The organism is Pseudomonas sp. P5_B3 (assembly GCF_056400405.1).
Genome location: NZ_JBFULI010000010.1, coordinates 46,201 through 70,923, shown reverse-complemented (window position 1 = coordinate 70,923; position 24,723 = coordinate 46,201). Strand labels below are relative to the sequence as shown.

22 protein-coding genes and 1 tRNA gene are annotated in these 24,723 nt (G+C 59.2%); 7 read left to right on the top strand and 16 right to left on the bottom strand.

Annotation, left to right across the window (positions count from 1 at the left end; all coding sequences use genetic code 11):
- Window positions 1-3: 3 nt before the first annotated feature.
- From pqqD to AC1DRN_RS08990, 8 genes are all read right to left on the bottom strand, one after another.
- Window positions 4-279, bottom strand: a complete 276-nt coding sequence (gene pqqD / locus AC1DRN_RS09025) for a pyrroloquinoline quinone biosynthesis peptide chaperone PqqD (RefSeq protein ID WP_223456907.1) — start codon at window positions 277-279, stop codon at window positions 4-6.
- Window positions 276-1,028 carry a pyrroloquinoline-quinone synthase PqqC gene (gene pqqC / locus AC1DRN_RS09020; protein ID WP_223456910.1) on the bottom strand — a complete coding sequence of 251 codons (753 nt, stop codon included), beginning with the start codon at window positions 1,026-1,028 and terminating at the stop codon, window positions 276-278. The genes pqqD and pqqC overlap by 4 nt, the downstream gene beginning before the upstream one ends.
- A gap of 139 nt (window positions 1,029-1,167) precedes the next feature.
- A complete protein-coding gene (gene pqqB / locus AC1DRN_RS09015; protein WP_223456912.1) occupies window positions 1,168-2,079 on the bottom strand; it encodes a pyrroloquinoline quinone biosynthesis protein PqqB in 912 nt (303 codons plus the stop codon).
- Between the two features lie 78 nt (window positions 2,080-2,157).
- Window positions 2,158-2,232, bottom strand: a complete 75-nt coding sequence (pqqA, locus tag AC1DRN_RS09010; RefSeq protein WP_003444522.1) for a pyrroloquinoline quinone precursor peptide PqqA — start codon at window positions 2,230-2,232, stop codon at window positions 2,158-2,160.
- Between the two features lie 159 nt (window positions 2,233-2,391).
- Complete coding sequence (gene pqqF / locus AC1DRN_RS09005; RefSeq protein ID WP_223456914.1) at window positions 2,392-4,821, bottom strand: pyrroloquinoline quinone biosynthesis protein PqqF; 2,430 nt, start codon at window positions 4,819-4,821, stop codon at window positions 2,392-2,394.
- Between the two features lie 38 nt (window positions 4,822-4,859).
- Window positions 4,860-5,654: a carbon-nitrogen hydrolase family protein gene (locus AC1DRN_RS09000; RefSeq protein ID WP_223456916.1), complete on the bottom strand. Its 795-nt coding sequence runs from the start codon at window positions 5,652-5,654 to the stop codon at window positions 4,860-4,862.
- 12 nt (window positions 5,655-5,666) lie between these two features.
- Window positions 5,667-7,349 (bottom strand): flavin monoamine oxidase family protein, encoded by a 1,683-nt coding sequence (locus AC1DRN_RS08995; protein WP_477786673.1) that lies wholly within the window; start codon window positions 7,347-7,349, stop codon window positions 5,667-5,669.
- Window positions 7,350-7,571: 222 nt separating this feature from the next.
- Window positions 7,572-8,033, bottom strand: coding sequence for an Lrp/AsnC family transcriptional regulator (locus AC1DRN_RS08990; protein ID WP_007980298.1), 462 nt, complete (start codon window positions 8,031-8,033; stop codon window positions 7,572-7,574).
- Window positions 8,034-8,162: 129 nt separating this feature from the next.
- On the opposite strand from AC1DRN_RS08990, the gene AC1DRN_RS08985 reads away from it, so the two are divergent.
- Window positions 8,163-8,843, top strand: a complete 681-nt coding sequence (locus AC1DRN_RS08985) for a zinc metalloprotease (protein WP_223456920.1) — start codon at window positions 8,163-8,165, stop codon at window positions 8,841-8,843.
- A 91-nt stretch (window positions 8,844-8,934) separates the two neighbouring features.
- Here AC1DRN_RS08985 and AC1DRN_RS08980 read toward each other — a convergent pair whose 3' ends face one another.
- Window positions 8,935-9,243: a DUF3077 domain-containing protein gene (locus AC1DRN_RS08980; protein WP_223456922.1), complete on the bottom strand. Its 309-nt coding sequence runs from the start codon at window positions 9,241-9,243 to the stop codon at window positions 8,935-8,937.
- Between the two features lie 528 nt (window positions 9,244-9,771).
- Between AC1DRN_RS08980 and AC1DRN_RS08975 the strand changes: the two genes are divergently transcribed.
- The 3 genes from AC1DRN_RS08975 to AC1DRN_RS08965 are packed head-to-tail and all read left to right on the top strand — an operon-like array spanning window position 9,772 to window position 11,937.
- Window positions 9,772-10,566 carry a MarR family transcriptional regulator gene (locus AC1DRN_RS08975; protein WP_411740679.1) on the top strand — a complete coding sequence of 265 codons (795 nt, stop codon included), beginning with the start codon at window positions 9,772-9,774 and terminating at the stop codon, window positions 10,564-10,566.
- A gap of 1 nt (window position 10,567) precedes the next feature.
- Complete coding sequence (locus AC1DRN_RS08970) at window positions 10,568-11,269, top strand: hypothetical protein (RefSeq protein WP_223456924.1); 702 nt, start codon at window positions 10,568-10,570, stop codon at window positions 11,267-11,269.
- Window positions 11,266-11,937, top strand: a complete 672-nt coding sequence (locus AC1DRN_RS08965; protein WP_223456926.1) for a serine/threonine protein phosphatase — start codon at window positions 11,266-11,268, stop codon at window positions 11,935-11,937. Before AC1DRN_RS08970 ends, AC1DRN_RS08965 begins: the two co-directional genes overlap by 4 nt.
- A gap of 161 nt (window positions 11,938-12,098) precedes the next feature.
- Here the strand turns inward: AC1DRN_RS08965 and AC1DRN_RS08960 are convergent.
- The 5 genes from AC1DRN_RS08960 to rpsU form a co-directional block, all read right to left on the bottom strand.
- Window positions 12,099-12,175: transfer RNA gene (locus AC1DRN_RS08960), tRNA-Ile, on the bottom strand.
- 15 nt (window positions 12,176-12,190) lie between these two features.
- Window positions 12,191-15,937, bottom strand: a complete 3,747-nt coding sequence (locus AC1DRN_RS08955) for a bifunctional diguanylate cyclase/phosphodiesterase (RefSeq protein WP_477786672.1) — start codon at window positions 15,935-15,937, stop codon at window positions 12,191-12,193.
- A gap of 122 nt (window positions 15,938-16,059) precedes the next feature.
- Window positions 16,060-17,907, bottom strand: a complete 1,848-nt coding sequence (rpoD, locus tag AC1DRN_RS08950) for an RNA polymerase sigma factor RpoD (RefSeq protein ID WP_223456930.1) — start codon at window positions 17,905-17,907, stop codon at window positions 16,060-16,062.
- 67 nt (window positions 17,908-17,974) lie between these two features.
- Entirely contained in the window at window positions 17,975-19,942 is a 1,968-nt protein-coding gene (gene dnaG, locus AC1DRN_RS08945) for a DNA primase (RefSeq protein ID WP_223456932.1), read from the bottom strand.
- A 459-nt stretch (window positions 19,943-20,401) separates the two neighbouring features.
- The gene (rpsU, locus tag AC1DRN_RS08940; protein ID WP_002551877.1) at window positions 20,402-20,617 is read right to left on the bottom strand and encodes a 30S ribosomal protein S21; all 216 of its coding nucleotides are present in this window, start codon (window positions 20,615-20,617) and stop codon (window positions 20,402-20,404) included.
- Window positions 20,618-20,816: 199 nt separating this feature from the next.
- On the opposite strand from rpsU, the gene tsaD reads away from it, so the two are divergent.
- A complete protein-coding gene (gene tsaD, locus AC1DRN_RS08935) occupies window positions 20,817-21,842 on the top strand; it encodes a tRNA (adenosine(37)-N6)-threonylcarbamoyltransferase complex transferase subunit TsaD (RefSeq protein ID WP_223456933.1) in 1,026 nt (341 codons plus the stop codon).
- Between the two features lie 23 nt (window positions 21,843-21,865).
- Here the strand turns inward: tsaD and plsY are convergent, their stop codons facing one another.
- On the bottom strand, window positions 21,866-22,435 hold the full coding sequence (plsY, locus tag AC1DRN_RS08930; RefSeq protein ID WP_223456934.1) for a glycerol-3-phosphate 1-O-acyltransferase PlsY: 570 nt from the start codon (window positions 22,433-22,435) through the stop codon (window positions 21,866-21,868).
- 74 nt (window positions 22,436-22,509) lie between these two features.
- Here plsY and folB point away from each other — a divergent pair, with 74 nt between their 5' ends.
- The gene (gene folB / locus AC1DRN_RS08925; RefSeq protein ID WP_223456935.1) at window positions 22,510-22,866 is read left to right on the top strand and encodes a dihydroneopterin aldolase; all 357 of its coding nucleotides are present in this window, start codon (window positions 22,510-22,512) and stop codon (window positions 22,864-22,866) included.
- Window positions 22,857-23,375 carry a 2-amino-4-hydroxy-6-hydroxymethyldihydropteridine diphosphokinase gene (gene folK / locus AC1DRN_RS08920; protein ID WP_223456936.1) on the top strand — a complete coding sequence of 173 codons (519 nt, stop codon included), beginning with the start codon at window positions 22,857-22,859 and terminating at the stop codon, window positions 23,373-23,375. The genes folB and folK overlap by 10 nt, the downstream gene beginning before the upstream one ends.
- An 82-nt stretch (window positions 23,376-23,457) precedes the next feature.
- Here the strand turns inward: folK and AC1DRN_RS08915 are convergent, their stop codons facing one another.
- Entirely contained in the window at window positions 23,458-24,687 is a 1,230-nt protein-coding gene (locus AC1DRN_RS08915; protein ID WP_223456938.1) for a multifunctional CCA addition/repair protein, read from the bottom strand.
- Window positions 24,688-24,723 lie beyond the last annotated feature (36 nt).

The window sequence follows — 24,723 nt, the reverse complement described above, 5'->3', positions numbered from 1 at the left end:
GAATCAGGCAAGTTCGATCCAGTGCTGCGCACGGGCAACCTCCATGAATTGCTCGATGTCGTCACCGAGCTCGGGCACGCCGGGGAACTGTTGGTCGAGCGCATTGATGATCGCCGCGACATCCCGTTCACCGTCAATCAAACCACCGATCAGCGCGGCACTTTCGTTGAGCTTGATCATGCCTTCCGGGTACAGCAGCACGTGGCCTTTCTGTGCCGGTTCGTACTGGAAACGATAGCCGGGACGCCAGGTCGGGGTCTTGCTGCGATCGAAACTCATAAGGTGATTCCTTTATGCCAGACCCGTTCCCCGGTCACGCTGTGATACGGCGGGCGTTTCAGTTCGTAGGCCATGCTCATGGCATCGAGCATGCTCCAAAGAATGTCCAGTTTGAACTGGAGAATTTCCAGCATGCGCTCCTGGCCTTCACGGGTGGTGTAGTGCTGCAACGTGATCGCCAGACCATGCTCGACATCCCGCCGTGCCTGGCCCAGGCGCGTGCGGAAATACTCGTAGCCGGCCGGGTCGATCCATGGGTAATGCTGAGGCCAACTGTCCAGGCGTGACTGGTGGATTTGCGGGGCGAACAGTTCGGTCAGCGAGCTGCTCGCGGCCTCCTGCCAACTGGCACGGCGGGCGAAGTTGACGTAAGCGTCCACGGCGAAGCGCACGCCGGGCAGCACCAGCTCCTGGGAACGCAGCTGGTCCGGGTCGAGGCCCACGGCCTGGCCCAGACGCAGCCAGGCTTCGATACCTCCGTCTTCACCGGGCGCGCCGTCGTGGTCGAGCAGGCGCTGAATCCATTCGCGGCGGATCTCGCGGTCCGGGCAGTTAGCGAGGATCGCCGCGTCCTTCAGGGGGATGTTCACCTGATAGTAGAAACGGTTGGCGACCCAGCCCTGAATCTGTTCGCGGGTGGCCCGGCCTTCGTACATCGCCACATGGTAGGGGTGATGGATGTGGTAGTAGGCGCCTTTGGCGCGCAGGGCCGCTTCGAATTCGGCGGGGGACATTGGGGTGTTGGTCATTGCGGTTCTCCAGGAACAACCATAGAGGTGTAGTGCTTGTACCTGCCTCATCGCGAGCAAGCTCGCTCCCACAGGGTTACGCGGTCAACTGTGGGAGCGACGGTGCGGCGATCCGACTTGCTCGCGATAGGGCCATCCGCTACAACACAATACTCATGCCGTCATACGCCACTTCAACCTGGCGCCGATCCAGCTCCGCACGCTCCGGCGAGTCTTCATCGAGAATCGGGTTGGTGTTGTTGATGTGGATAAGTACCTTGCGCTGCTCGGGCAGTTGTTCCAGCACTTCGAGCATTCCACCAGGGCCGTTCTGTGCCAGGTGGCCCATTTCGCGACCGGTACGGGTACCGACGCCGCGCCGCTGCATTTCATCGTCATCCCACAAGGTTCCATCCACCAGCAGGCAATCGCTGCCGGCCATGATTTCCAGGAGTGGCGCATCAACCTTGCCCAGTCCCGGTGCGTAGAATAGTTTGCCGCCGGTGTTGAGGTCTTCGATGATCAGGCCAATGTTGTCGCCCGGATGCGGGTCGAAGCGGTGTGGCGAGTACGGCGGCGCGGCACTGCGCAAAGGCAGCGGGGTGAAGCGCAGGTTCGGGCAGGCGGGGATGGTGAAGCTTTGATCGAGTTCGATACGGTTCCAGTTCAGCCCGCCGTTCCAGTGAGTCAGCATGTTGAACAGTGGGAAACCAGTGCTCAGATCCTCGTGGACCATGTCGGTACACCAGACCTGATGCGGGCAGCCCTCGCGCAGCATGAGCAGGCCGGTGGTGTGGTCGATCTGGCTGTCCATCAGGATGATCGCGCCGATCCCGGTATCGCGCAGGGCGCGGCCCGGCTGCATCGGGGCGAAGCTCTGGAGTTGGGCGCGGATGTCCGGGGAGGTGTTGCACAGCACCCAGTTCACGCCGTCATCGGAAATCGCGATGGACGATTGCGTCCGCGCCTTGGCCCGCAGGCTGCCGTCACGAAAGCCTGCGCAGTTCACGCAGTTGCAGTTCCACTGGGGGAAGCCGCCGCCGGCAGCGGAACCTAGAATCTGGACAAACATGGGCGCTCCATCATTTCAACGCTGAAAATAAAACGCCTCGGGATAACCGAGGCGTTAGCTGCAGTCTGCCAAGGCAGATTAGCGGCTGGCGAAGTACATGGTGACTTCAAAGCCGATACGCAGGTCGGTGTAGGCAGGTTTGGTCCAGGCCATAAGTTGAACTCCTTCAGGTGGGGGTGAGACAGCGCTATCTATAGGTATAGTCCACCTCAAATCAGAGATGTTCCAGACAGTTAGGTGGCTATGTTACTCAAAATTTCGAAGGGATTGCCCGTGAAACTTTGAGAAAGCGCCTTACAGCTCCGGTAATGATCATTTTGTCGCTTGCCAGGGAGTGCCGGGTGCAGGGCTGTTCGCCAGGCAGCGCCAACCGCCCTCGGCCTGATTCAATCGCTTTACGGCGGCCAGCAGTTCGGCCCGCTCGATCAGCAGGATTGCCTCGGGCAATTGAGTCAGATAATCCGACGAGCGGCCGCCCAACTTGCCCTGCCAAAGCATTTCCGCAGCTTGGGCAGTGGGCAATGCGGCGCTGGAAAACTGCTCGGCCAAGGTCTGGCGCTGGGCGATGAACGAGGTGTCGTCGATGGCGTTGATCAGCTCTGGCAATCCGCTGAGGAATTGCTCGATGTGTTGCAGCAGCTCCGCCGGTGCAACGCTTGGCGATTGCACGCCGAACAGCAACCCGGTTTGCCCGTGAATCTGTCGCAGGGCGCTGAACACTGCATAGCCGAGCTGCAGCTCAACCCGCAGGCGCTGGTAGAACGGCGTCTGGCAGAGGTGTGCCAGCAAACGCCACGCGGCTTCGTCGGCCATTTCATCGGTAGCTGTAGGGCAAAACAGCAGCAGCGCGTGCTCGCTGGAGCCGGTATCGACAGTGTTCCACAGACGTTGTGAATGGATCGAGGAGGGTGGCGTCAGCTGATTGTCCGGCGTGCCGGGTATGCGGCTCAAGGCCAGGCCCATGGCCGCTTGAGTCTGAGCCGATAAGCCGATGGCCAACCCATCCCATCGCGCACTCGACCAGAGTTGCTGCAGGTCATCCGAGCTCGTGCTGTGCTCGAGGCAGTGATCGGGCAATGTTTTGAGCAGTTGCCGAATCGGAATTAGCGCAACACTCGTCGGTTCGGATTGTGAGACAACGGCATCAGGGTTTGTCAGTTCTTTCAGCACATGCTCAAGGACGCTGGGCATCGGTTCCTGTAGCCCGGTCATTTTCAGCAGCCATTCGCTGCCCGACGCGCTGAAGGAAAAATCCACACCGGCCTGGCGCGCGTCTTCGCGCAACGGTTGCAGGTGGTTTTCCAGTCGTGATTGAAGATGGCTGCCGGGAGCCGAGTCCAGGCGCCAGCGCAGATAAATCGCACCATCCGCGTTGTTGTCCGGCCATGCCTGGCTGAATTGCATCGGCGAACGTTCACGACGGCTGCGCGAGCGATCCTGGGCAAAAGTGCGCAGGCCGCGGTGGGCGCTGGTTTGGCCGCGAATCAATCCGGCGTTGGGTGCCGGTGCTTCGCAGCATAAGAACGGGTTGGGTGCTGGCAAATGCCAGGGGCCGCTGAAGTTATCCACAGCACCGATTTGTTTGAGGACTTGCTTGAGGGCCGTAACGCCTTGGTCAGATAACCCGACTTCGCGTTGTTCGCTGTCCAGTCGGGCCAGTTGCAAGGCGCTGCTGACTTGCTGTTGGCGCTGGAGCAGGGTTGCGTATTCTTCGCGCAATCGGCTCCAGTCTTGCCTGGCGAAGAAGCCCAGCCAATCCATCAGCCGCTCGCGAATCCCGGTTGCCAAAGAGTTGGCGGGCAATGTGAACTCGAAGTGCAGTAAGGCTTGCCCGGCGAATTGATACAGCGACTCGGCCTTCAGTTTTTCGGCCAATCCACGCTCACGCAAATCCGCCAGCAAACCGCCCGGTTTCTCGGCGTTCAGCCAGTGACACAGAAAACCCAATGCTTCGGCGGCGCAGTCGGGTAGCGCCTGGAGGGCAAACAGCAAATCCAGTCGGCGCTCGCCAGCCTGTTGATAACTGGCGTTTGAGGTCGCCATCAGCGGTGCCGGGGATTGTTGCGTGGCCTTTTCACCGCCGGCAATGACGCTGGCAAATGTCTCGGCCAAAGCTCTTAGTTCATCGAGGCTCTGCGGCCCGGCCAGGCTCAAGGTCATCTGCCCGGTCTGGTAAAACCGCTGATAAAAATCCTGCAATGCCTGCTGAAATTCGGGTTGCGACACCGGGAGGCTGTCGCGATTGCCGGCATGGAAGCCGCGCAGCGGATGAGCCTCAGAAAGCCCATCGAACAACGCCCGCTGTTGTTGCGCCACTGGATCCTGCGACCAGGCGACAAACTCCGCCTGCAACACTTCCCGTTCCCGCTGCTGATCGTCCGGATTCATACGCGGATGGGCGAGCATGTCTGACAGACGCTCCAGCCCACCGGCAAACGCCTGGGGTGGCAGTTCGAAAAAATAGTCCGTGGTGCGTTCGCTGGTTCGCGCGTTTACCTGGCCGCCATGACTCTGGACGTAGGCCATCAGCCCTTGCCCGGCAGGAAAACGCTCAGTTCCCAGAAACAACAAATGCTCAAGAAAATGCGCCAGGCCGGGCCACGCCAGCGGCACATCATGGCTGCCCGCGGCGACCCGCAAGGCTGCTGCGCAGCGTTTCAAATTCGGGGCATGACGCAGCGTCACCCGCAGGCCGTTGGCCAGGGTTTCAGTGTGGGGGCGAAGGGGATTCAGCGCGGGCATGGGCACTTCCAGAACAGTGAAGTGCCAATGCTAGCGGATTAGGACTTGTTCAGCTCGCCGTAAAGCTCGGGACGACGATCGATCAGGTAGCGATTGGCGGCGCGGGAGTCGACCATCAACTGACGATCCAACTCACCGACAATCAATGCTTCATCAAGGCCTGCCTGAGCGATACGGCTGCCATCCGGAGCGGCGATGCTGCTCTGGCCGCAATAATGGATGTCGCCTTCATGGCCGCAGTAGTTGGCGTAAGCCACATAGCATTGGTTTTCGAAGGCGCGGGAGCGCACGGTGACATCGGCGACGAAATCGAACGGAATCATGTTCGCGGTCGGCACCAGGATCAGCTCGGCACCGGCCAGGGCCAGGCGTCGGGCGTTTTCCGGAAACTCCAGGTCGTAGCAGATCAGAAAACCGAGTTTCCAGCCGTTGAGCTCAACGATGGGAAACTCGTCGGAACCTGCGCTGAACATCGAGTGATCCAGATCGCCGAACAGATGGGTCTTGCGGTAGTTGCAGATGCGCTCACCGTTAGCATCGATCAACTGCACGGCGTTGTAGATCTGCCCGTCGGCGGTGCGCTCCGGGTAGCCATACAGGATGGCGATCCCGGCTGTCTTGGCAATGCGCGCGATCTGCTGCGCCGACTCACCGTTATGCACCTCCGCCAACACGCTGACGGCATCGACGCCGATGTTGTAGCCGGTCAGGAACATCTCCGGCAGCACCAGCAGATCGGCGCCTTTTGCCTCCAGCGCAAGCTGCTGCACGCGCTGCAGGTTGCCGGCGACATCCAGGGGCAGTGGTGGACATTGGTAAAGGGCTACGCGCATTTCGGATTCCTCTTACTCGGGCAGGGCGATCGGTCCGATCTCGTTGAACACATCTCCTGGACCCGGATTCTCGGCGTGAGTTGCACCGCCGAAGTGTTTCATGATGCCCCACACCGCGTTGAGCGAGGTCTGCACCGCGCCCTCAACCCAGGCCGGCGTCCACGAAACGTCGTCACCGGCGATGAAGATCCCGCGCTGCTCGGCAGGCATGTCGTCCTGCATGAAGTGCGCGTACATGCGCTGGTTGTAGCGGTAATGGCCGGGCAGGGCGCCTTTGAATGCACCGAGGAAATGCGGGTCGGCTTCCCAGGACACGGTGATCGGGTCGCCGATGATCCGCGCTGCAATGTCGACTTTCGGGTAGATCTTCTTCAGCGCATCCAGCGCCAGTTTCACGCGTTTTTCCACCGGCKGTGGGAGCATTTTCAGCGCGTCGCTCATCCACGAGTACGAGAGGCAAATCACGCCGGGTTTGTCGTCGCCGTTGTCGAACAGGTAGGTTCCGCGGGTCAGGCGATCGGTGAGGGTCATGCTCATCAGGTCGCGGCCGGTTTCCGGATCCTTGTCCTTCCAGAACGGGCGGTCGACCATCACGAAAGTCTTCGACGACTGCATGTAGCGGGTGCGGTCCAGGGCCATCCACATCTTTTGCGAGAACAGGGTTTCGTCGCACTCGATCTGGGTGGTCAGCAGCCAGCTCTGGCAGGTGGTCAACACGGCGGCGTATTCGCGGGTGTCGCCCCAGTTGTCGGTGACGGCGAAACGGCCGCCCGGCGCGTGGGCGATCTTCTTCACGCCGGTACGCGGTGCGCCGTTGTGCAGGGAGCTGAGGCTGGTGCCGGCCGGCCAATGCGCGCAACGATCCGGCACGTGGCGCCAGATGCCCTGTGGCACCTGTTCTACACCGCCGACCACCAGATGCTGATGGTCGTCGCAGTTGGTCATCACCACGCGGAAAATTTCCAGCATCGAGTTGGGGAAGTCCGAGTCCCAGCCGCCGGTGCCGAAACCGACCTGGCCGAACACTTCGCGATGATGGAACGAGAGCTTGGCGAATGCCTTGGAGGTGGCCACGAAATCGTAAAAGGTGCGGTCGTCCCACAGCGGCACCAAGGTGTTCCACAGCTCTTTCAGGCGTGGAACATCACGATCACGAATGGCTTGCTGGATATCGGAGAACTGCGAACCGGCTTCCAGGGCATCGGCCCAGGCGTCAGCCACTTCCTGGAACAGTGCAGGAAGGTCCGACAGCTTCTGTGCGTAATGGGTCTGGCCTTCGAGGTCGATCACCGTGCTGCCCGACGCGGGCGTCAGCGGGTTAGGGAAAGGTTTGGTTTCAAGACCCAGCTTGTCGACGTAGTGATAGAACGCGGTGGACGACACCGGGAAACGCATCCCGCCCAGCTCGGCAACGATGCCTTCGGCGCCATTGAACGCTTGGGAGCGCAGGCGGCCGCCCATTTTCGAGGCTTCGTAGACGACCGGTTTCAGGCCCAGCTTCATCAGCTCATACGCCGCCACCAGACCCGCGATCCCACCGCCGACAATCGCCACTTCGGCACCGTGATTATGCTCGGGAATGCTACCCAGACCGGCCGGATGCTCAATCCAGTCGTCGAAGGCGAAAGGAAAGTCCGGGCCGAAAATGGTGACTGGCTTCTTACCGTCTGCAGGATGGCGATTGTTCTTGTTCATGGCTGACCTTACTGGCGACCCGACGCGGAATGCGCATCTGAGTATAGGAAAAGATGCCAGCCATTCTAGAGAGCACAGAACACGTTAATAAGACGCAAAGTGTCGTCGTTTTGCCATTTTATTGGTCAATATGACGATCTGGTAATACACACTGTCCCCTGTGGGAGCGAGCTTGCTCGCGATAGCGTCAGTTCAGTCACCGATGAACCCAGGCCTGAAAACTCAAACCGGCTGCCCCCGATCAATCTTGCTGCTCAAGATGATCGAGGTCGTGGTCTTCTCCACCCCATCCACACTGCCAATCTGATCCAGCAACTGATCCAGCTGCTCCGGTGAATCGGTGCGCAACCACGCCACATAATCAAACTCGCCACTCACCGCACACAATTGCTGCACCTGCGCCATTGCACTCAGGCGTCGCAACACCTCCTTGCCGGAACGCGGTTGCACAGTGATCCCGACATACGCCTGCAGCCCGCCATCCACCACCCGCTGACCGAGGCGCACACCGTAGCCGGTGATCACTTTGGCCTTTTCCAGCCGCGCCAGACGCGAGGTGACCGTGGTACGGGCGATGCCCAACTGCCGGGCAAGCATGGCCACGCTCTCGCGGGCGTTGATCTGCAGGGCTGCGATCAGTTGGCGATCGATTTCGTCGAGAACAGGGGGGCGAGTGTCGGGCAACGGCGTGGCTCCAGAGGCATGAATCAATGGTCAAGCATGTTACAGGCTCGTTCGACGCGACGCTTGTGGCCGAAAGAGAGGGGGGCAATCGACTAAGATTGATGCAGTCGAGGGTGAGAGGCCAAGGACATGACAACAAAGCTACCTGCTGCTGTGCGGGACCGTGCATTGCAGATCGCCCATCACGAAATGGGGCACTACGTGGTGGCCCGCGCCCTGGGATTTGAAACGGGCGGCGTGACGCTGACAGTGACCAAGGATTTGCGGCACCAGGGAGGGGCCTCCATTACCTTGGTGCGCCCAATTTCGTCGATGGAAGCCATGAAGGAACATCTGGAAGCCCGGATGATGGTGCTCCTGGCTGGCGCAATGGCGCAGACCCTGCCTTCAAAGCCTTCAGCCGCAAAACGCGTCGACAAGCGCAAAGCCGCTGCCATCCTCAAAGGCGAGCAAGGGGCGGAACAGGATTACGCAAAAATCAGGGAGCTTCAGCATCTGCTGCGTAACATCGCCTATCCCGATACCGATCCAGCGTCGTCTGAACGCATAACGGCGCAGCTCAAAGCGATGGCTGATCGGGTGTGGGGTCGGACGCAAAAAATCATCGAGGATCAGGCCGGGACGATTGCCGAATTGGCTGTGGCGCTGGTGGACGGTATGGCTCTAGTGGAGCAATGGGGGCGGGCGGCGGATACGTATGAGGTCGTGTTGACGGGGCAGATGCTGGAACGGCTGCGGGCAGTGCAGGCCATACCTTCGTTACGTGTTTGGACTGACAGCTGCAGCGATGTCGTTCAGCACTGGAGGTAGCGAAGGGCGAAAAGTCTGGTGCTATCAGTCCCAAAAAGGGAACGCTCGGTCCCTTTTTGGGACTTTTCAGGCTGCGTGATTACGCGTTGTTCTATCGATCTGCTTCAGCTCTCGTTTGAACAGACCGCCGCGTCAGCACTTTCGCCACATCATCAATCACCGCTTTGCTCATCGTCGTCAGGTAATGCGCGGCCCAGGCGTGGCGGTCGGAGTCTTGGGCGTAGGCGGCGTCAATGGTCAGGGACTTGGCGAGGAACAGCAGGTCGGAGGCTTGGGCCAGGGCGTCGGCGATGGGGACGTCGCGGCAGACGTGGAACAGGGGTTGATTCGAGAGATACAGGAAGGGGGTGAAACCGATGGTTTTGAGTTCTGAGGGCGAGGGCGGATCAGTTTTAGTCATGGTCGTACTCCAAGATTAGAGTAGTCGCCACGTTCGTTTCCAAGCGAATGGGTGGCGGCTGTGCGCAGGTTGGAAAACCGGGGACCACAGAACCGGCACGCCCGAAGGCGTCCCGCACACAGCTGCCATAACACAAAATTCGCAGTAGTAAAAAACGTCTGGAATCGTGGTAGGAGTACTGTTGCACTGTGATCCGACGGGTTTCCAAGCCCGATCGCTGAATGGTCAGCGACGTCCGGAGACTATCCCGTCGAAGAAACGCGCAACAAGGCGGCAATGTGCCCAAATAGAAGATTCGGAGTTTGCCTACAAGGTCCTAAGGCGTCATCTGATATTTCGACACCTTAAGTAAACAAAACTAAACAATCAGGCAAAACAGCGGCATATGAACGAGGCGTTTAAGTTTTACGTATAAGCCCAAGTGCGGTCGCACAGCCTCCAATCAGTACCGACACGATAATCGGGGCGGTCGTAAAATGGCTTGACTGGAAAACTTTTCTTGTGCGACAAGTGTCCACGTTTTATGGAATGTGGACAGTGGGGCTTTTGGAGTTCATGAAGAGTCAAGATATTTTGCTTCTTTTTAAAATGGCTAGCCTCCACGCGCAGGAGGAGAAGCTATTTGGAAGAATGGAATCGGAGTCAATGGCGGATTTATTTGAACCGCTGCTGGAACCCGGTGTGAGCCCACCAATGGTGGCTGGCGATCCGGTGGGTCGCGCATTGGCTGCTCACAATCCTGATCCTGAAGACACAGTTTATCGCGTGCAGGAGCTTGATAACCCCAGGGGCGATGCTGACAAGTGGGAGGGGTGGTCGGACGCGGTTCCATCCCCTCCAGTGTCGAGCTGGATTGAAAGTTACTCCTTGCGCGCACTCTCGGCATCTCTTGGCCTGAGTAAAAGTGAGGTTTCGAACTCGATGGCACGGTGTCGTGAGGCGGGGTTGCTCACCAACGACTACGACACCGCTCTTCCGAAGGTGAACCGCCGAGAGCTCGTGAAAATCACGGAGCATGCCCTCAAATACTTTTACCCGGTAAAGCCAGGTGCAATTGTTCGCGGCATCCCCACCGGCTTTGCAGCGCCGGCGCTGTCCAAGAGCCTTAAAAGTGCGGGTGGGCTCATTCCAGTTTGGCCTGATGCTTTCGGGAGTGAGCGCGGTCAGGCGATTGAGCCGCTCTACAAAACCGTTCCAGACGCGGTGAAGAAGGACCGAACCCTTTATCATTACTTGGCGCTCGTTGATGCGATCCGCGTTGGCGGACCGAGAGAGTGCGCAGTAGCGGTCAACATACTCAAGGCAGGGATGGGGCTGAAATAAGATGGCTTCAAATGCTGACCATAATTACGAGCTGATCGAGTATGTGGCTGAAGGTCTGGGCAAAGAATTATTGACTGAAGTTGCCTTTGTCGGTGGATGCACGACGGCAATGCTGGTGACCGACACCGCTGTCATGGATGACATCCGGTTTACTGATGATGTCGACTTGGTAATCGAGTTGGCGGGTGTTAGTGCCTGGCAACGCCTCACAGAACGCCTGGCGGCCAAAAAATTCAAAATCACAGGGGAAGACGAGGTCAACTGTCGATTTCGTTTCAACGATGTCATCGTGGATGTGATGCCTTCGGATCCGGCTGTTCTCGGCTATGCGAACCGTTGGTTCGTGGAAGGGCTCGCTCACGCTGTGAAGTTCGCGCTACCCAGTGGTCTGGAGATACAGATCTTCAAGTCGACTTACTTTCTTGCTACGAAGCTGGAAGCCTTCAGCGGGCGCGGAGAAGGCGATCCTTATCACAAGGATGTTGAGGACATCGTTATCCTGATTGATGGGCGTCCGGAGCTGTTGGAGGAGGTCCGAGGGGCGGAAACTGAATTGCTGCAGTTCATCGCCAAGGGAGTTGGTGAGCTGCTTAGGCTCAGTGGCATCGACTATGCGATTCAAAGCTCAGGCTCGGTTCGGGCAAACCCCGCTCGTGGCATGCTCATCCATCAGCGTATGAAGGATCTGAGCCTGCTCGCATGAGATACGAAATCAGATCGGTAAAAGGGCGAGCCCGAGAAGCCAACCATGATTGCGCTGGCGCGGTATTCGATGGCGTGAGGGGGCTGTTTGTTGTCGTGGATGGCACTTCGAAGCCCGGTAGCGGCCAGTTGGCCCATGGATTTGTGCAAGCAGTGATGGATGCCTGCCAGGCCCGTATTAGTCAAGGCGCTGAAGACACTACTCATAGTGACGTCCAGCAGCTGCTACGGTCTGTACTTACAGATTTACACGCTCCACTGTTTGCTAAGCAGACCGGTACAACAAGCTACTTGGTTGGTATTGCTTCTCATGGGCAGCTCACCCTTGCATATGAGGGCGACTGTTCATGTGGTGTTGCCGGTGCGGAGGGTGGAATCGAGTGGTTCACACCACCGCATTGCAAGGCGAACTGGAGGCGCGACCGATCACATCGGGAACTTGCGCTTGATCCGGCCCGCCATCTGATCACCCGTTGCTATAGGGCCAACCGTTCCCCGGATCCAGATTTTGTTTTCCGTTCAGTGGCTGCAGGCGAGCGCCTGGTGTTCGCAACGGATGGCTTTTGGGCGGAGCTGACCGACGCTCGACAGGATGACGTGCTTGCAGCTCCTGCCATTGCAATCACTGATGTAGACGATGATGTGACTTGGATTGATGTGAGGCTGTAAAACATTGCGAGCTGGCCGGTTTTTTCATTGAAGGCGCGCCACTTGCGTATGAAGTGGGTCGAAGGGCTTGAAATGGGGCCGAAGTCATTCCAGCTGAAGAGTTCCAGTCGCTCCCACCGACCAGACACGAAAAAGCCGCGTAAAAACGCGGCTTTCTTGTTTGGTGGGCCCACACGGACTTGAACCGTGGACCAAAGGATTATGAGTCCTCTGCTCTAACCAACTGAGCTATAGGCCCTCAGTAGGCCGCGGATTATAACGACGGTTTCGCGGCTGTGCTATCTGAAAAAACCATTACGGTTGTACGAAGAAATGTCGCGGCAAATTCGTCCGCCGTCAGGGGCAGGCTGACGATGTAGCCCTGGATTTGTTCGCAGCCCTCAGCGGCGAGGAATTGTTGTTGCGCCAGGGTCTCGACCCCTTCGGCAATCACGGTGAATGGCATGCTGCGTCCGAGCGCTATGATGGCCCGGACGATCGCCGCATCATGGGGATCGTCCGGCAGGCCGCGGACGAAGGACTGATCGATCTTGAGGATGTCCAGTGGCAGACGCTTGAGGTAACTCAGGGACGAGTAACCGGTGCCGAAGTCATCGATGGCCAGTTGCACGCCCAGATGTTTGAGTTGGTGCAGCACCGCCAGCGCTTCTTCGGCCTGGCTCATGATGAAGTTTTCGGTGATTTCCAGTTGCAGGAAGCCGGGGTTGAGGCCGTTGTCCTTGAGTAGCTGCTCGATACGGCCCAGCAGGTTGGGTTGGCGCAATTGGGCGCCGGCAAGGTTGACCGACAGCGGGCCGGGACTTCTGTACAGCCGGTGCCATTCGGCCATCTGCCGGCAGGCGGTTTCCAGGACCCAGTCGCCGATTTGCAGGATCATGCCGTTTTCTTCAGCCAGCGGGATGAAGTGTTCTCGCGGCACGTCGCCAAAGGTCGGATGGCGCCAACGGATCAGGGCTTCGGCACCGACCAGGCTGTAGTCTTCGAGGCTGATTTTCGGTTGGTAGCACAGGTGCAACTCATTGCGTTCGATGGCGCGGCGCAGTTCGTGTTCCAGTGCCACGCGTTCGCTGGCCTGGGCGGTGAGGTCGCGGGTGTAGCTTTCGACACGGTTGCGGCCCTTGGCCTTGGAGCGGTACATCGCGGCGTCGGCGTTCTTGATCAGTGTGGCAACGTCGCAACCATCCTTCGGATAGAGGCTTGTGCCGATGCTGGCGCTGATGAAAAACTCGTGTTCGCCGGCCTGGAACGGCGCGGCGAAACAATTGAGCAACTTGGTGGCGATGTGGTCGGCATCGCTGGATTGTTGCAGGCCCGGCAGCAGGATAATGAATTCGTCACCGCCCAGGCGCGCTACGGTGTCGATATCGCGCAACTGCTCCTTGAGGCGTACGGCAATGCCCTTGAGCAGCAGGTCGCCGACCGGGTGGCCGAGGCTGTCGTTGATGTGCTTGAAGCGGTCGAGGTCGAGGAACAGCACAGCGCCCTGGCCACCGTTTTCCTGCTGGCTGTTGAGCGCAGTCAGCAAGCGGCTTTCGAATAGTGTGCGGTTTGGCAGGCCGGTCAGCGGGTCGTGGTGTGCCTGGTAGTCGAGTTTGGCCTGGGCATGCTTGAGGCTGGAAATGTCGGCGAACACCGCGACAAAGTGGGTGATGAACTTGTCGCGGTTGCGCACGGCACTGATGGTCAGCCAGCTCGGGTACAGCTCGCCATTCTTGCGCCGATTGGAAATCTCGCCTTGCCAATGACCTTCGGCGGTCAATTGATGCCACATGGCCGCGTAGAATGCGCTGTCATGCAGGCCCGAGGCGAGCAGGCGCGGCGTGTGGCCCAGCGCTTCGCTTTCGCTGTAACCGGTGATTTCGGTAAACGCACGGTTGACCGCGCTGATGTGCTGTTGGGTATCGGTGATCAACACGCCTTCGGCGGTGCTTTCGAACACGGTGGCGGCCTGTTGCAGTTTTTCCTGCATCAGGTGCCGCTCGGTGATGTCCCGGGCGATGGTCAGCATGCAGTCCTCATCGCCAATCGGCAGCGGACGGCTGGACACTTCACAAAGGCGGATCAGCCCGTCGCTGCGGCGGATATGGCAGCTGAAATCGCGAACAAAACCGTCGCGGTGCAGCAGATCGAGCATTTGCTTGCGTTCATTGAGGTTGACCCAGATTCCCAGGTCCAGCGCTGAACGATCCACCGACATGGCGCTGTTGAACCCGGTGATGCGGCTAAAACCCTCGTTGACCTCCAACAGCAAGCCATCGCTTTGCCGGGACAGCAGCAAGCCGTCGGGGGAGGCATGGAAGGCCTTGGCGAATTTTTCTTCGGAAGTTTGCAGCTGTTGCTGGGTTTCCTTGAGCTGGGTGATATCCCGCACCACGACCACCAGTGCCGGTGTCATGTCGAGGTTGAACGGTTCTGCAGAGATCAGGCCGGTAAACACCTGGCCGTTGCTGCGACGAAAGGGCATTTCCAGGTTGCGGATGCTGCCGGCCTGCAAGCGTTGCAACAGGCCTGGTCCAACACCGGGAATCCCCCAGATGTTCAGGTTGGTGGCGGTCTGGCCAACGACGTCCTCGGCCTTGAGGCCGATCTGTTCTTCGAATGCTTCGTTGACTTCCAGCAGGCAACCGTCGCTCAGGCGCGCGATCACCAGAATGTCCGGGCATTGCTGGAACACGGATGCGAATTTCTGTTCCGACAGGCGCAATGCTTCTTCGGTGCGCTTGGCGTCGGTGATATCGATCATCAACCCGCGCAGCACCGGCTCATGCCCGTGTTCGATCAGGCTGACGATATCGCGCACCCACAGGCAGCGGCCGTCGGCGGTGATCACCCGGTAGTCGAGGCGGTGATCGCGCCCGGCCAGCACTTCGTGATCGCAGAAGGTCTGGGCGCGGGTCAGGTCGGCGGGGTGAATGATGTTGCGCCAGAAGCCCGGAATCAGCCAATGGGACAGGGGATAACCGAGAAGGTCTTCGGCGTGGGGCGATACATAGCTGTAGGTGAAGTCGGTGACTTTTGCTTCCCAGGCGATGGCCGACAGGCTCTCCACCAGGCCGCGGTAGTGGTATTCGCTGCTGCGCAGTTCCTGTTYAAGGTCGACCCGGCGGGCGATTTCCGAGCTCAAGCGGCGGTTGATGCGGATAACCACCGCCAGTACGGTAGTCAGCAGCAGCAATCCGGGCAGGCCATACACCAGCAGGTCATTCCAGAAAGTTCGATGATCGAGGACGTTGCCGACCCAATGCTCTTGAATGGCGCTGACTTCAGCGGGGCTCATGTCTGCCAGGACTTTGTCGAGAATACCGACGAGCATTTGGTTGTTGCGAGGTACCGCCATGGCCAGTTGATAGCGATAGGGGGTTTCACCGCTGACATACAACCCATCGAGCCTGAGTTGGCGCAGGCTCCAGACGCTGGACGCCAGATCGCCCACCACTGCGTCCACTGCGTCAGTGGCCAGTGCCTGCAATGCCGAGCTGACGTTGGGCATCGCTACCAGGTTCAGGTCGGGATGGTGGGTGCGCAGCAGCTCGTGGGGGGCGTAGTTTTCCACCACGGCGATTTTCAGTCCGTACAGTTCTTGCAGGTTATGTGGCTGGGGGCCCCCGACATGGGCCAGGATGACAATCGGAAAATCCAGATAGGGACGGGTGAACGACAGGTATTTCTGGCGTTCCGGGGTCGACATGATGCCCGGTAGCAGGTCCAGTTTGCCCTTTTTGGCTTGTTCCAGGACGGCGGTCCAGCTCACTGGCTCGATGGGGGTGAGCCGGATTGCCAGCCTTTTGCGGATGACCTCGATGTAATCCGCGGCAAGGCCCTGGTAGCGGCCCTCATCGTCGCGAAACTCGAAGGGCGGCCATGATGCATCGACACCCAGGCGCAAGTCCGGGTGAGCCGCCAGCCAGCTACGTTCTTCGTCGGTTAGAGTCAGCGCGCCAGCCGTTGCGGTCCAGGTCATCAGCGACAGCAAAAAAAGCACGGTCGGCAGTCTGGGCATAACGGTCTCGTTATGGCTCGGGGGAATGTTTCGAGTGTAGACGGCTACAGGGCGGAGGGGGGGAGCGGGGGGATTTAATCTGTACAAAGCAAAACCCCCGGCCTGGGCCGGGGGTTCTGTGATCACTCGTCGAGGAAGGAGCGCAGATGCTCGCTTCTCGTCGGGTGGCGCAGCTTGCGCAGCGCCTTGGCTTCGATCTGACGAATCCGCTCACGGGTCACGTCGAACTGCTTACCAACCTCTTCGAGGGTGTGGTCGGTATTCATGTCGATACCGAAGCGCATGCGCAGTACCTTGGCTTCACGGGCAGTGAGGCCGGACAGCACTTCGCGAGTCGCTTCTTTAAGGCTCTCAACGGTTGCAACATCGATTGGCGACTGCATGGTCGAGTCTTCGATGAAGTCACCCAGATGGGAGTCTTCGTCATCACCGATCGGGGTTTCCATGGAGATCGGCTCTTTTGCGATCTTCAATACCTTGCGGATTTTGTCCTCAGGCATTTCCATGCGTTCGCCCAGCTCTTCCGGGGTCGGTTCGCGACCCATTTCCTGCAGCATCTGCCGGGAAATGCGGTTGAGCTTGTTGATCGTCTCGATCATGTGCACCGGAATACGGATGGTGCGGGCCTGGTCGGCGATCGAGCGAGTGATCGCCTGACGGATCCACCAGGTGGCATAAGTCGAGAATTTGTAGCCGCGGCGGTATTCGAACTTGTCTACCGCTTTCATCAAGCCGATGTTGCCTTCCTGGATCAGATCGAGGAATTGCAGGCCACGGTTGGTGTACTTCTTGGCGATCGAGATCACCAGACGCAAGTTGGCTTCAACCATCTCTTTCTTCGCGCGGCGGGCCTTGGCCTCACCGATCGACATGCGACGGTTGATGTCCTTGATCTCGGCGATGGTCAAACCGGTTTCGGTTTCCAGCGCGGTCAGCTTCTGCTGGCAACGGATGATGTCCGGCTGCAGACGACCAATGGCTTCGGCGTATTTGCCTTTGCCTTTGGCCAGGGCATCAGTCCAGCTTTCGTCGACTTCGTTGCCCGGGAACTGGCGCAGGAAATCGGCACGCGGCATGCGTGCATCACGAACGCAGAGCTGCATGATTGCGCGCTCTTGCTGACGCAGGCGATCCAGGGCACTGCGAACACGCTCGACCAGGCCTTCGAATTGCTTCGGCACCAGTTTGATCGGCATGAACAGCTCGGCCAGGGCCAACAGCTCGGCAATTGCTGCCTTATTGTTGCGACCGTGCTTTTTCAGCGCCTTGCGGGTGATTTCCATCTGATCGGCCACAGCGCCAAAGCGCTGAGCAGCGATGATCGGATCCGGACCGCTTTCGGCTTCTTCTTCGTCATCCGAGGCTTCGGCGTCATCGTCGTCAGAGTCGTCGTCCGCTTTTGCGGCCTTCGCGTCGATCGGCGGCGGCACTTCTGCCGCAGGTGGCGCGATGCCGTCGTCCGGGTCGATATAACCGCTCAGGACGTCAGACAGGCGACCACCTTCGGTGGTGACGCGGGTGTACTCGGAGAGAATATGATCAACCGTGCCAGGGAAGTGCGCGATTGCGCTCATCACCTCACGGATGCCCTCTTCAATACGCTTGGCGATTTCGATTTCGCCTTCACGCGTGAGGAGCTCCACCGTACCCATTTCGCGCATGTACATGCGCACCGGGTCGGTAGTGCGACCAATGTCGGTCTCGACCGCAGCCAACGCTGCAGCGGCCTCTTCGGCTGCGGCTTCGTCGGTATCGGCGTCGGCCAGCATAAGGGAATCCTTATCTGGCGCAACCTCGAATACGTTGATCCCCATGTCATTGATCATGCGGATGATGTCTTCCACCTGTTCCGGATCTGAAATATCCTCCGGCAGGTGGTCGTTGACCTCCGCGTAAGTCAGGTAGCCCTGCTCACGACCAAGGGTGATCAACTCTTTGATACGAGACTGCTGTTGCGCTTTTCCGGACATAACACCCTATCCACTGAAGGTCTTGGCGGGCAAAAAACAAGCCGAGGATTATACCTGAGCAATGACCTCACGCGCCAGTTGAGGTCGGGTTTGATGCGGAAACATTGCGACTCAAGAGGTCGCGCAGTTGATTTTTCTCTTCGCTGGTCAATTCGCTTTGACGCGCTTTTCGCAGAAGTTGTTCCAGGTTTCGCTCGCGTTGGCGGGCTGACAAGCTAGTAATGGTGTCGAAAAACTGTTGTTCAAGGTTATCTCCATCAATCAGCCATTCCTTTTCCGCCAGGGCCTTGAGCAAGCGGCCCTGTTCTGTGCCGTGCCAGCGCGCGATCAGTTGAATTGAGTTTAGCTTGGGATTCTTCTGCACAGCTTCGAGCAGCGCCACCAGCAATTGCGTGTTGGTGTGATCCTCGGCGGCGAAGTGCCCGGCATCCTCGACTTTTTCGGCCAGTTGCGGGTGATGCAGCAACGTGCGCAAGGCGGCGAGGGTCGGCGGTTCTACGGCGGCGGGCACCCGTGGCGTGCGGGGTTGATCGCGATCACCGCCCCGTTTGCCATTCTTGTCCCACGGTTTCTTGTCCCATTTCTTGCCTCCTGCACCGGGTTTCTTCGGCGTCCATTCCTGCTGCGGCGCATACATTTCCTGTGCCTGCGGCTGATGATAGTCGCTGTAATCGGGCATYGCGTCGTAATCGATGCTCGGGTCGTAAGCCGGCGGCGCTTCTTGCGGGGCGCTTTGTGCCAATTGACTCACCGCTTCGCCGCTCAGGCCGGTGATTTCGCTCAGGCGCTGACGCATCAGGGTGCGCAGGTTGGCGCCCGGGACTTTGTCGATCAGTGGCGCGGCGAGGGTGGCCATGTGGGCCTTGCCCTCGAGCGAGCGCGGGTCGGCTTCTTCCGTCAGCTGCTGGAAGAAATAATCGGCCAGAGGCTGCGCGTGCTGGTTGATCCGTGCGCGGAAGGCATCGGTGCCTTCAGAGCGGACCAGGGTGTCCGGGTCTTCGCCTTCGGGCAGGAACAGAAAGCGTGCACGACGACCGTCCTGCAGGCTCGAAAGTGTCGCCTCCAAGGCCCGCCATGCCGCATTGCGGCCGGCCTGGTCGCCGTCGAAGCAGAACAGCACGCTGGGCACGACGCGAAACAGCCGCTTGAGGTGTTCCTCGCTGGTGGCGGTGCCCAGGGTCGCGACGGCATTGCGCAGGCCTTGCTGGGCCAGGGCAATGACGTCCATGTAGCCCTCGACGACGATTATTTCGTCGAGGTTGCGGTTGGTCTTGCGTGCTTCGTACAGGCCGTAGAGTTCCTGGCCTTTATGGAAAACCGGGGTTTCCGGGGAGTTCAGGTACTTCGGCTTGTCGTCGCCCAATACCCGGCCACCGAAGGCGATGACGCGGCCGCGACTGTCGCGGATCGGAAACATCACGCGGTCGCGGAAACGGTCGTAGCGTTTGCCGCTTTCGGCGTTTTCGATCAGCAGGCCGGCATCGATCATGGCTTTTTGTTGCAGGGTATCGCTGCTCAAGTGCTTGAACAGGTTGTCCCAGCCAGGTGGAGCAAAGCCGAGGCCGAAGTCCCTGGCAATTTCGCCGGTCAGCCCGCGCCCTTTCAGATAGTCCACGGCGGCCTTGCGCGATGGATGGCTTTTCAGGGCTTGGCGATAAAAGTCGGCGGCAGCGGTGAGCAGCGGATACAGCGGCGAATCAGTCGGCTGCCGCGGTTTGTGCGGGCGGCCGCTTTCTTCGCGGGGAATTTCCATGCCGGCGGCTTTGGCCAGTTCTTCGACCGCCTGGACGAAATCCAGGTTGTCGTGGTCCATGATGAAGCCGAGGGCGTTGCCGCCAGCGCCGCAGCCGAAGCAGTAATAGAACTGCTTGTCGGGGCTGACGCTGAATGACGGAGTCTTTTCTTTGTGGAACGGGCAGCAGGCGGTGTGGTTCTTGCCGGCCTTTTTCAATTGCAGGCGCGAGCTGACCACATCGACGATGTCGGTGCGGTTCAGAAGGTCGTCAATGAAGCTCTGGGGAATTAGCCCGGCCATGGCGTTCTCGTCATCTGCGCTGAAAAGGGGTCCGAAACATTGTTTGAGGCGCGCAAAGTGTGCGGCTCGACCAGTGTCGTCTGCGTAATCGCTATCGGGAAGTGTATCTGCCGAAAATCCACTGACGTTAATGCCAATCAGTATTCGACTGTTTGAATGTGTTGCGCTGAATCCGCTGCGGCCAATCATAGGCCCCGGATAGCTCATCATCTGGCACGCAAGCAGGTGCCTTGGGCTGATCGTCGTGAGAGGAATCAGTGGGTGTGCTCGTCAGTAGCCTTGAAAGGCTCGTCAGAAAAGACGTGCACCGCTGGCAAAAGAGCCAGGTCTGACGCGGTGAAGCAGATTTGTCTCGGTCGCGTCTGCGGCTTTGACAGTGAAGCATCAAGCGTTTTACGCAATGCCATAAGCCCGGCTGAGGGCCGGGCTTGGCAGAAGCTTGCTACGATCGTCTGTGTATTAGTACAGACGAACGGCGCGGCGCTGTTCGCGCTGAACTTTCTTGGCGTGACGCTTAACAGCGGCTGCTGCTTTGCGCTTACGCTCAGAAGTTGGCTTCTCGTAAAATTCGCGGCTACGAACTTCAGCCAGTACACCGGCTTTTTCGCAGGAGCGCTTGAAACGACGCAGAGCTACGTCGAAGGGTTCGTTCTCTTTTACTTTGACGGCTGGCATCCAGAGCTACCTTCATTCATTACCGGGGTCAACATCCTCGCGGCAAAAGAGCACTTGAAGACGTCGGTTTTTAAGGGTTGCGGATGTTAACCCCTCAACGCTCGGAATGCAAAGCCTCTGATCGAAAACCGCTGGTCGGGGCATCACGCGACGACTATTATGCGCGCCTTCGAATTCAGCCTAAACAAGGCGCAAACCCATGCTAGTACTGGGATTAGAAACCTCCTGCGACGAAACCGGTGTCGCACTTTACGACAGTGAACGCGGCCTGCTGGCTGACGCGCTGTTCAGTCAGATCGACCTGCACCGTGCCTATGGCGGTGTGGTGCCGGAGCTGGCTTCGCGCGATCACGTCAAACGCATGCTGCCCTTGATCCGTCAGGTGTTGGCTGAGGCCGACTGCGTGCCGACCGAGATCGATGCGATCGCCTACACCGCGGGTCCTGGTCTGGTGGGCGCGTTGCTGGTAGGGGCTTCCTGTGCTCAGGCGCTGGCCTTTGCCTGGGGTATTCCGGCCCTTGGCGTGCATCACATGGAAGGCCACTTGCTGGCACCAATGCTGGAGTCGCAACCGCCGGAATTCCCGTTCGTCGCTTTGTTGGTGTCGGGTGGCCATACGCAACTGGTTCAGGTCGACGGAATTGGTCAGTACACGCTCCTGGGCGAAACCCTGGATGACGCTGCCGGCGAAGCCTTCGACAAGACGGCCAAGATGATGGGCCTCAATTATCCGGGCGGACCGGAGATCGCTCGCCTTGCAGAGCATGGCGTTGCAGGACGTTTTGTCTTCCCGCGTCCGATGTGCGACCGCCCGGGCCTGGATTTCAGCTTCAGCGGCCTGAAAACTTTTGCGTTGAACACCTGGCAGCAGTGCGTCAGCGCCGGGGACGACGGCCAGCAAGCCCAATGCGACATCGCGCTGGCGTTCCAGCAGGCCGTGGTGGAGACTTTGACCATCAAGTGCAAGCGCGCCCTGAAAGCCGCCGGCATGAAGCGCCTGGTGATCGCTGGGGGCGTCAGTGCCAACAAGGCGTTGCGCACTTCCCTGGAAAAAATGCTCGGCGACATGAAGGGCGATGTGTTTTATGCCCGTCCGCAGTTCTGCACCGATAACGGCGCGATGATCGCCTTTGCCGGCTGCCAGCGCTTGCAGGCCGGTCAGCAGGAAAGCCTGGCGATCAGTGTGCAGGCGCGTTGGCCGATGGAGCAGTTGTCGGCGTTGTGATGAATGGCGCTCATGCCCGGCAACTAAAAATGCCGTTCGCGCCCGGCAAACAGGTCGCGTAGATTGCCGCGATGGCGCCAGACGATCAGCCCGGTGAGCGTGCTCATGGGCAGCAGGGCCGCTGGTTCTTGCCAGGCCAGCAACGGCAGGGTCAGCGGTGTGGCGATCAGGGCGGCCAGGGAGCTGGTACGGGTCAGGTAGAACGTCAGGAGCCAGGTGCAGACTGCCAGAAGGGCTGCGGGCGGGTACAGTCCCAGTAACATGCCGGCAGCGGTGGCGACACCTTTGCCGCCGCGAAAGCGGAAGTACAACGGAAACAAATGGCCGATGACGGCATAGACGCCGATCCAGGCTTGCTCCTGTTGCGAAAGGCCCGCAAGACGCGCAATCAGTACCGGCAGCAGGCCTTTGCAAAGGTCGCCGAGCAGGGTCAGGATGGCGAGCTTCTTGCCGGCCAGGCGCAACATGTTGGTGGCACCGGCATTGCCAGAACCACTCATTCGCGGATCGGGGATACCGGTCAGGCGGCTGAGCAAAATGGCAAAGGACAGAGAGCCGAGCAGGTAGGCGAGGATCGCCAATAACCAAAACATGCTAACTATTCCGGGCGAGGAAGCCCTGATTCTAACGGCGCATTGCGCCCTTGTCGTGTAGCGGAGAGAAGTGCTTGGACAGAGTGTTTATCGAGGGCCTGGAAGTCGACACGGTGATTGGTGCCTACGACTGGGAGCGAAGCATCCGACAGTGCTTGCGTCTTGATCTGAGCTTCGCCTGGGATAATCGCCCGGCCGCAGCCGGTGATGACCTGACCCTGGCGCTCGACTACGCCAGTGTTTCCTCGCGCATTCAGGCGTTTGCCGAGCAGGCGCAGTTCCAGCTGGTTGAAACCTTTGCCGAGCGCCTGGTTGAAGTGCTGATGAGCGAATTCAAGATCACCTGGGTGCGCCTCAAGCTGACCAAGCCAGGTGCGATTCCTGCCGCCACCGGCGGCGTGGGCGTGGAGATCGAGCGCGGATGTCGCTGACTCAGGTGTACCTCGGGCTCGGTAGTAATATCGAGCGTGAAACCCATTTGCGGGCGGGGCTCGATGCTTTGGCGGCGTTCCTTGTCGATATCCGCTGTTCGGCGGTGTTCGAAAGCCTGCCGGTGGGTATCAAGAGCGGGCCGTTCTTCAATTTCGTGGTGTCGGCGTATACCGATCTGCCATTGATGGAGCTGGATCGGCGGCTGAAATTCATCGAGGCAGATAACGGTCGTTATGCACCGGATCGCCGAGGTTTGCCGCTGGATATCGACGTGTTGCTGTTTGGTGATCTGGTGGGCAACTTCGATGGCTTGATCTTGCCGCGGGCAGAAATTCTGAAAAATGCTTTTGTTCTGTGGCCGTTGTCGTTGATTGCGCCTGATCGGGTGCATCCGGGTGTAGGCAAGAGCTTTGCGACCTTGTGGGCTGAAGCGCAGATTGATCAGGTGTTGGCGCCAGTGGCTTTCGAATGGCGTGGTGAGCAGCTGACACCTTCAGATTTGATGTGACAGTTATGACGCCATCGCGAGCAAGCTCGCTCCCACAGGTAGGATGCAGTCCTTGTGGGAGCGGGCTTGCCCGCGAAGCTTTTCAGGTCGATGCACTTTCCTTGTAAGCTTTCAGCGCCTTCAGGCGCTCGCGCTTGATCGCCTCACCGAGTTCCGGTCCCTTGAATCCCTTTTCCAGCAATGGCTGAGCCGCCACGCTGCGAGCAGCGGTTGCTGCGCCGCGCAAATAATCCGCCTGTGGATAACTTCTTTCTTCCAGTCCTTTGCGCCCGCGCGCATCCATCTCGCATGCAGCGATGAACTCCTCGAACCGCTGTGGCCGACGGAAAACGTCGAAGCTTTGCAGCAGTTCCAGCAATGTCGATGGCTTCAGCTCATGGGCGCGATGCCCGTGGGTGTGATACTCGCCCACCAGCAGAGCCAGTTCCTGGCAGTCTCTCGGCACCTTGAAGCGTTCATTGACCGCTTTGATCAGCTTCAACCCCTTGAGCTCGTGGGCTATGTGTCTCGGCCATTCTTGCTCTGGCGTCAGGCCTTTGCCCAAATCGTGCAGCAGGCAGGCCCAGCGTACGGTCAGTGGCTGTTTGTGTATGGCGGCTTGCTGCAAAACGCTCAGGGTGTGCGCGCCGGTATCGATTTCCGGGTGATGGGCCGGGGGTTGTGGTACCCCGAACAGCGCGTCGACCTCGGGCATAAGTACCTTGAGTGCGCCGCATGCGCGCAAAACCTCAACAAACACCTGTGGCTGATCTTCCATCAGTGCGCGGGAAATTTCCTTCCAGCTGCGCTCCGGGGTCAGCGCCTCAAGTTCGCCTGACTCGCTGAGTTGGCGCATCAACTCCAGGGTTTCCGGGGCAACGGTAAAACCCAGCGTCGCGTAGCGCGCCGCGAATCGGGCAACACGCAGTACCCGGAGCGGATCTTCGGCAAATGCTGGGGAAACATGGCGAAGCAGGCGTGCTTCGAGATCGCGCTGGCCGTGGTACGGGTCAGTCAGGTTTTGCTGATCGTCTTCGGCCATGGCATTGATGGTCAGGTCGCGACGGATCAAGTCTTCTTCGAGGGTGACTTCAGGGCTGGCGTGAAAAGTGAACCCGCCGTAACCGCGCCCGCTTTTGCGCTCGGTGCGGGCGAGGGCATATTCCTCGCCGCTTTTTGGATGAAGGAACACCGGGAAGTCCACACCCACCGGGCGAAAGCCCTTGGCGAGCATTTCTTCGGTGGTGGCGCCGACCACGACCCAGTCGATATCGGTAACCGGTTTGCCCAGCAGGCGATCACGTACTGCACCGCCGACCTTATAAATACGCATAAAAAACCTCCGTTAGCTCGACAGGATAACCGTTGC

Coding starts and splice junctions, on each gene's coding strand:
- pqqD (WP_223456907.1), bottom strand. CDS start 279: ATGAGTTTCGATCGCAGCAAGACCCCGACCTGGCGTCCCGGCTATCGT.
- pqqC (WP_223456910.1), bottom strand. CDS start 1,028: ATGACCAACACCCCAATGTCCCCCGCCGAATTCGAAGCGGCCCTGCGC.
- pqqB (WP_223456912.1), bottom strand. CDS start 2,079: ATGTTTGTCCAGATTCTAGGTTCCGCTGCCGGCGGCGGCTTCCCCCAG.
- pqqF (WP_223456914.1), bottom strand. CDS start 4,821: ATGCCCGCGCTGAATCCCCTTCGCCCCCACACTGAAACCCTGGCCAAC.
- AC1DRN_RS09000 (WP_223456916.1), bottom strand. CDS start 5,654: ATGCGCGTAGCCCTTTACCAATGTCCACCACTGCCCCTGGATGTCGCC.
- AC1DRN_RS08985 (WP_223456920.1), top strand. CDS start 8,163: ATGACAACAAAGCTACCTGCTGCTGTGCGGGACCGTGCATTGCAGATC.
- AC1DRN_RS08980 (WP_223456922.1), bottom strand. CDS start 9,243: ATGACTAAAACTGATCCGCCCTCGCCCTCAGAACTCAAAACCATCGGT.
- AC1DRN_RS08975 (WP_411740679.1), top strand. CDS start 9,772: ATGTGGACAGTGGGGCTTTTGGAGTTCATGAAGAGTCAAGATATTTTG.
- AC1DRN_RS08970 (WP_223456924.1), top strand. CDS start 10,568: ATGGCTTCAAATGCTGACCATAATTACGAGCTGATCGAGTATGTGGCT.
- AC1DRN_RS08965 (WP_223456926.1), top strand. CDS start 11,266: ATGAGATACGAAATCAGATCGGTAAAAGGGCGAGCCCGAGAAGCCAAC.
- rpoD (WP_223456930.1), bottom strand. CDS start 17,907: ATGTCCGGAAAAGCGCAACAGCAGTCTCGTATCAAAGAGTTGATCACC.
- rpsU (WP_002551877.1), bottom strand. CDS start 20,617: ATGCCAGCCGTCAAAGTAAAAGAGAACGAACCCTTCGACGTAGCTCTG.
- tsaD (WP_223456933.1), top strand. CDS start 20,817: ATGCTAGTACTGGGATTAGAAACCTCCTGCGACGAAACCGGTGTCGCA.
- plsY (WP_223456934.1), bottom strand. CDS start 22,435: ATGTTTTGGTTATTGGCGATCCTCGCCTACCTGCTCGGCTCTCTGTCC.
- folK (WP_223456936.1), top strand. CDS start 22,857: ATGTCGCTGACTCAGGTGTACCTCGGGCTCGGTAGTAATATCGAGCGT.
- AC1DRN_RS08915 (WP_223456938.1), bottom strand. CDS start 24,687: ATGCGTATTTATAAGGTCGGCGGTGCAGTACGTGATCGCCTGCTGGGC.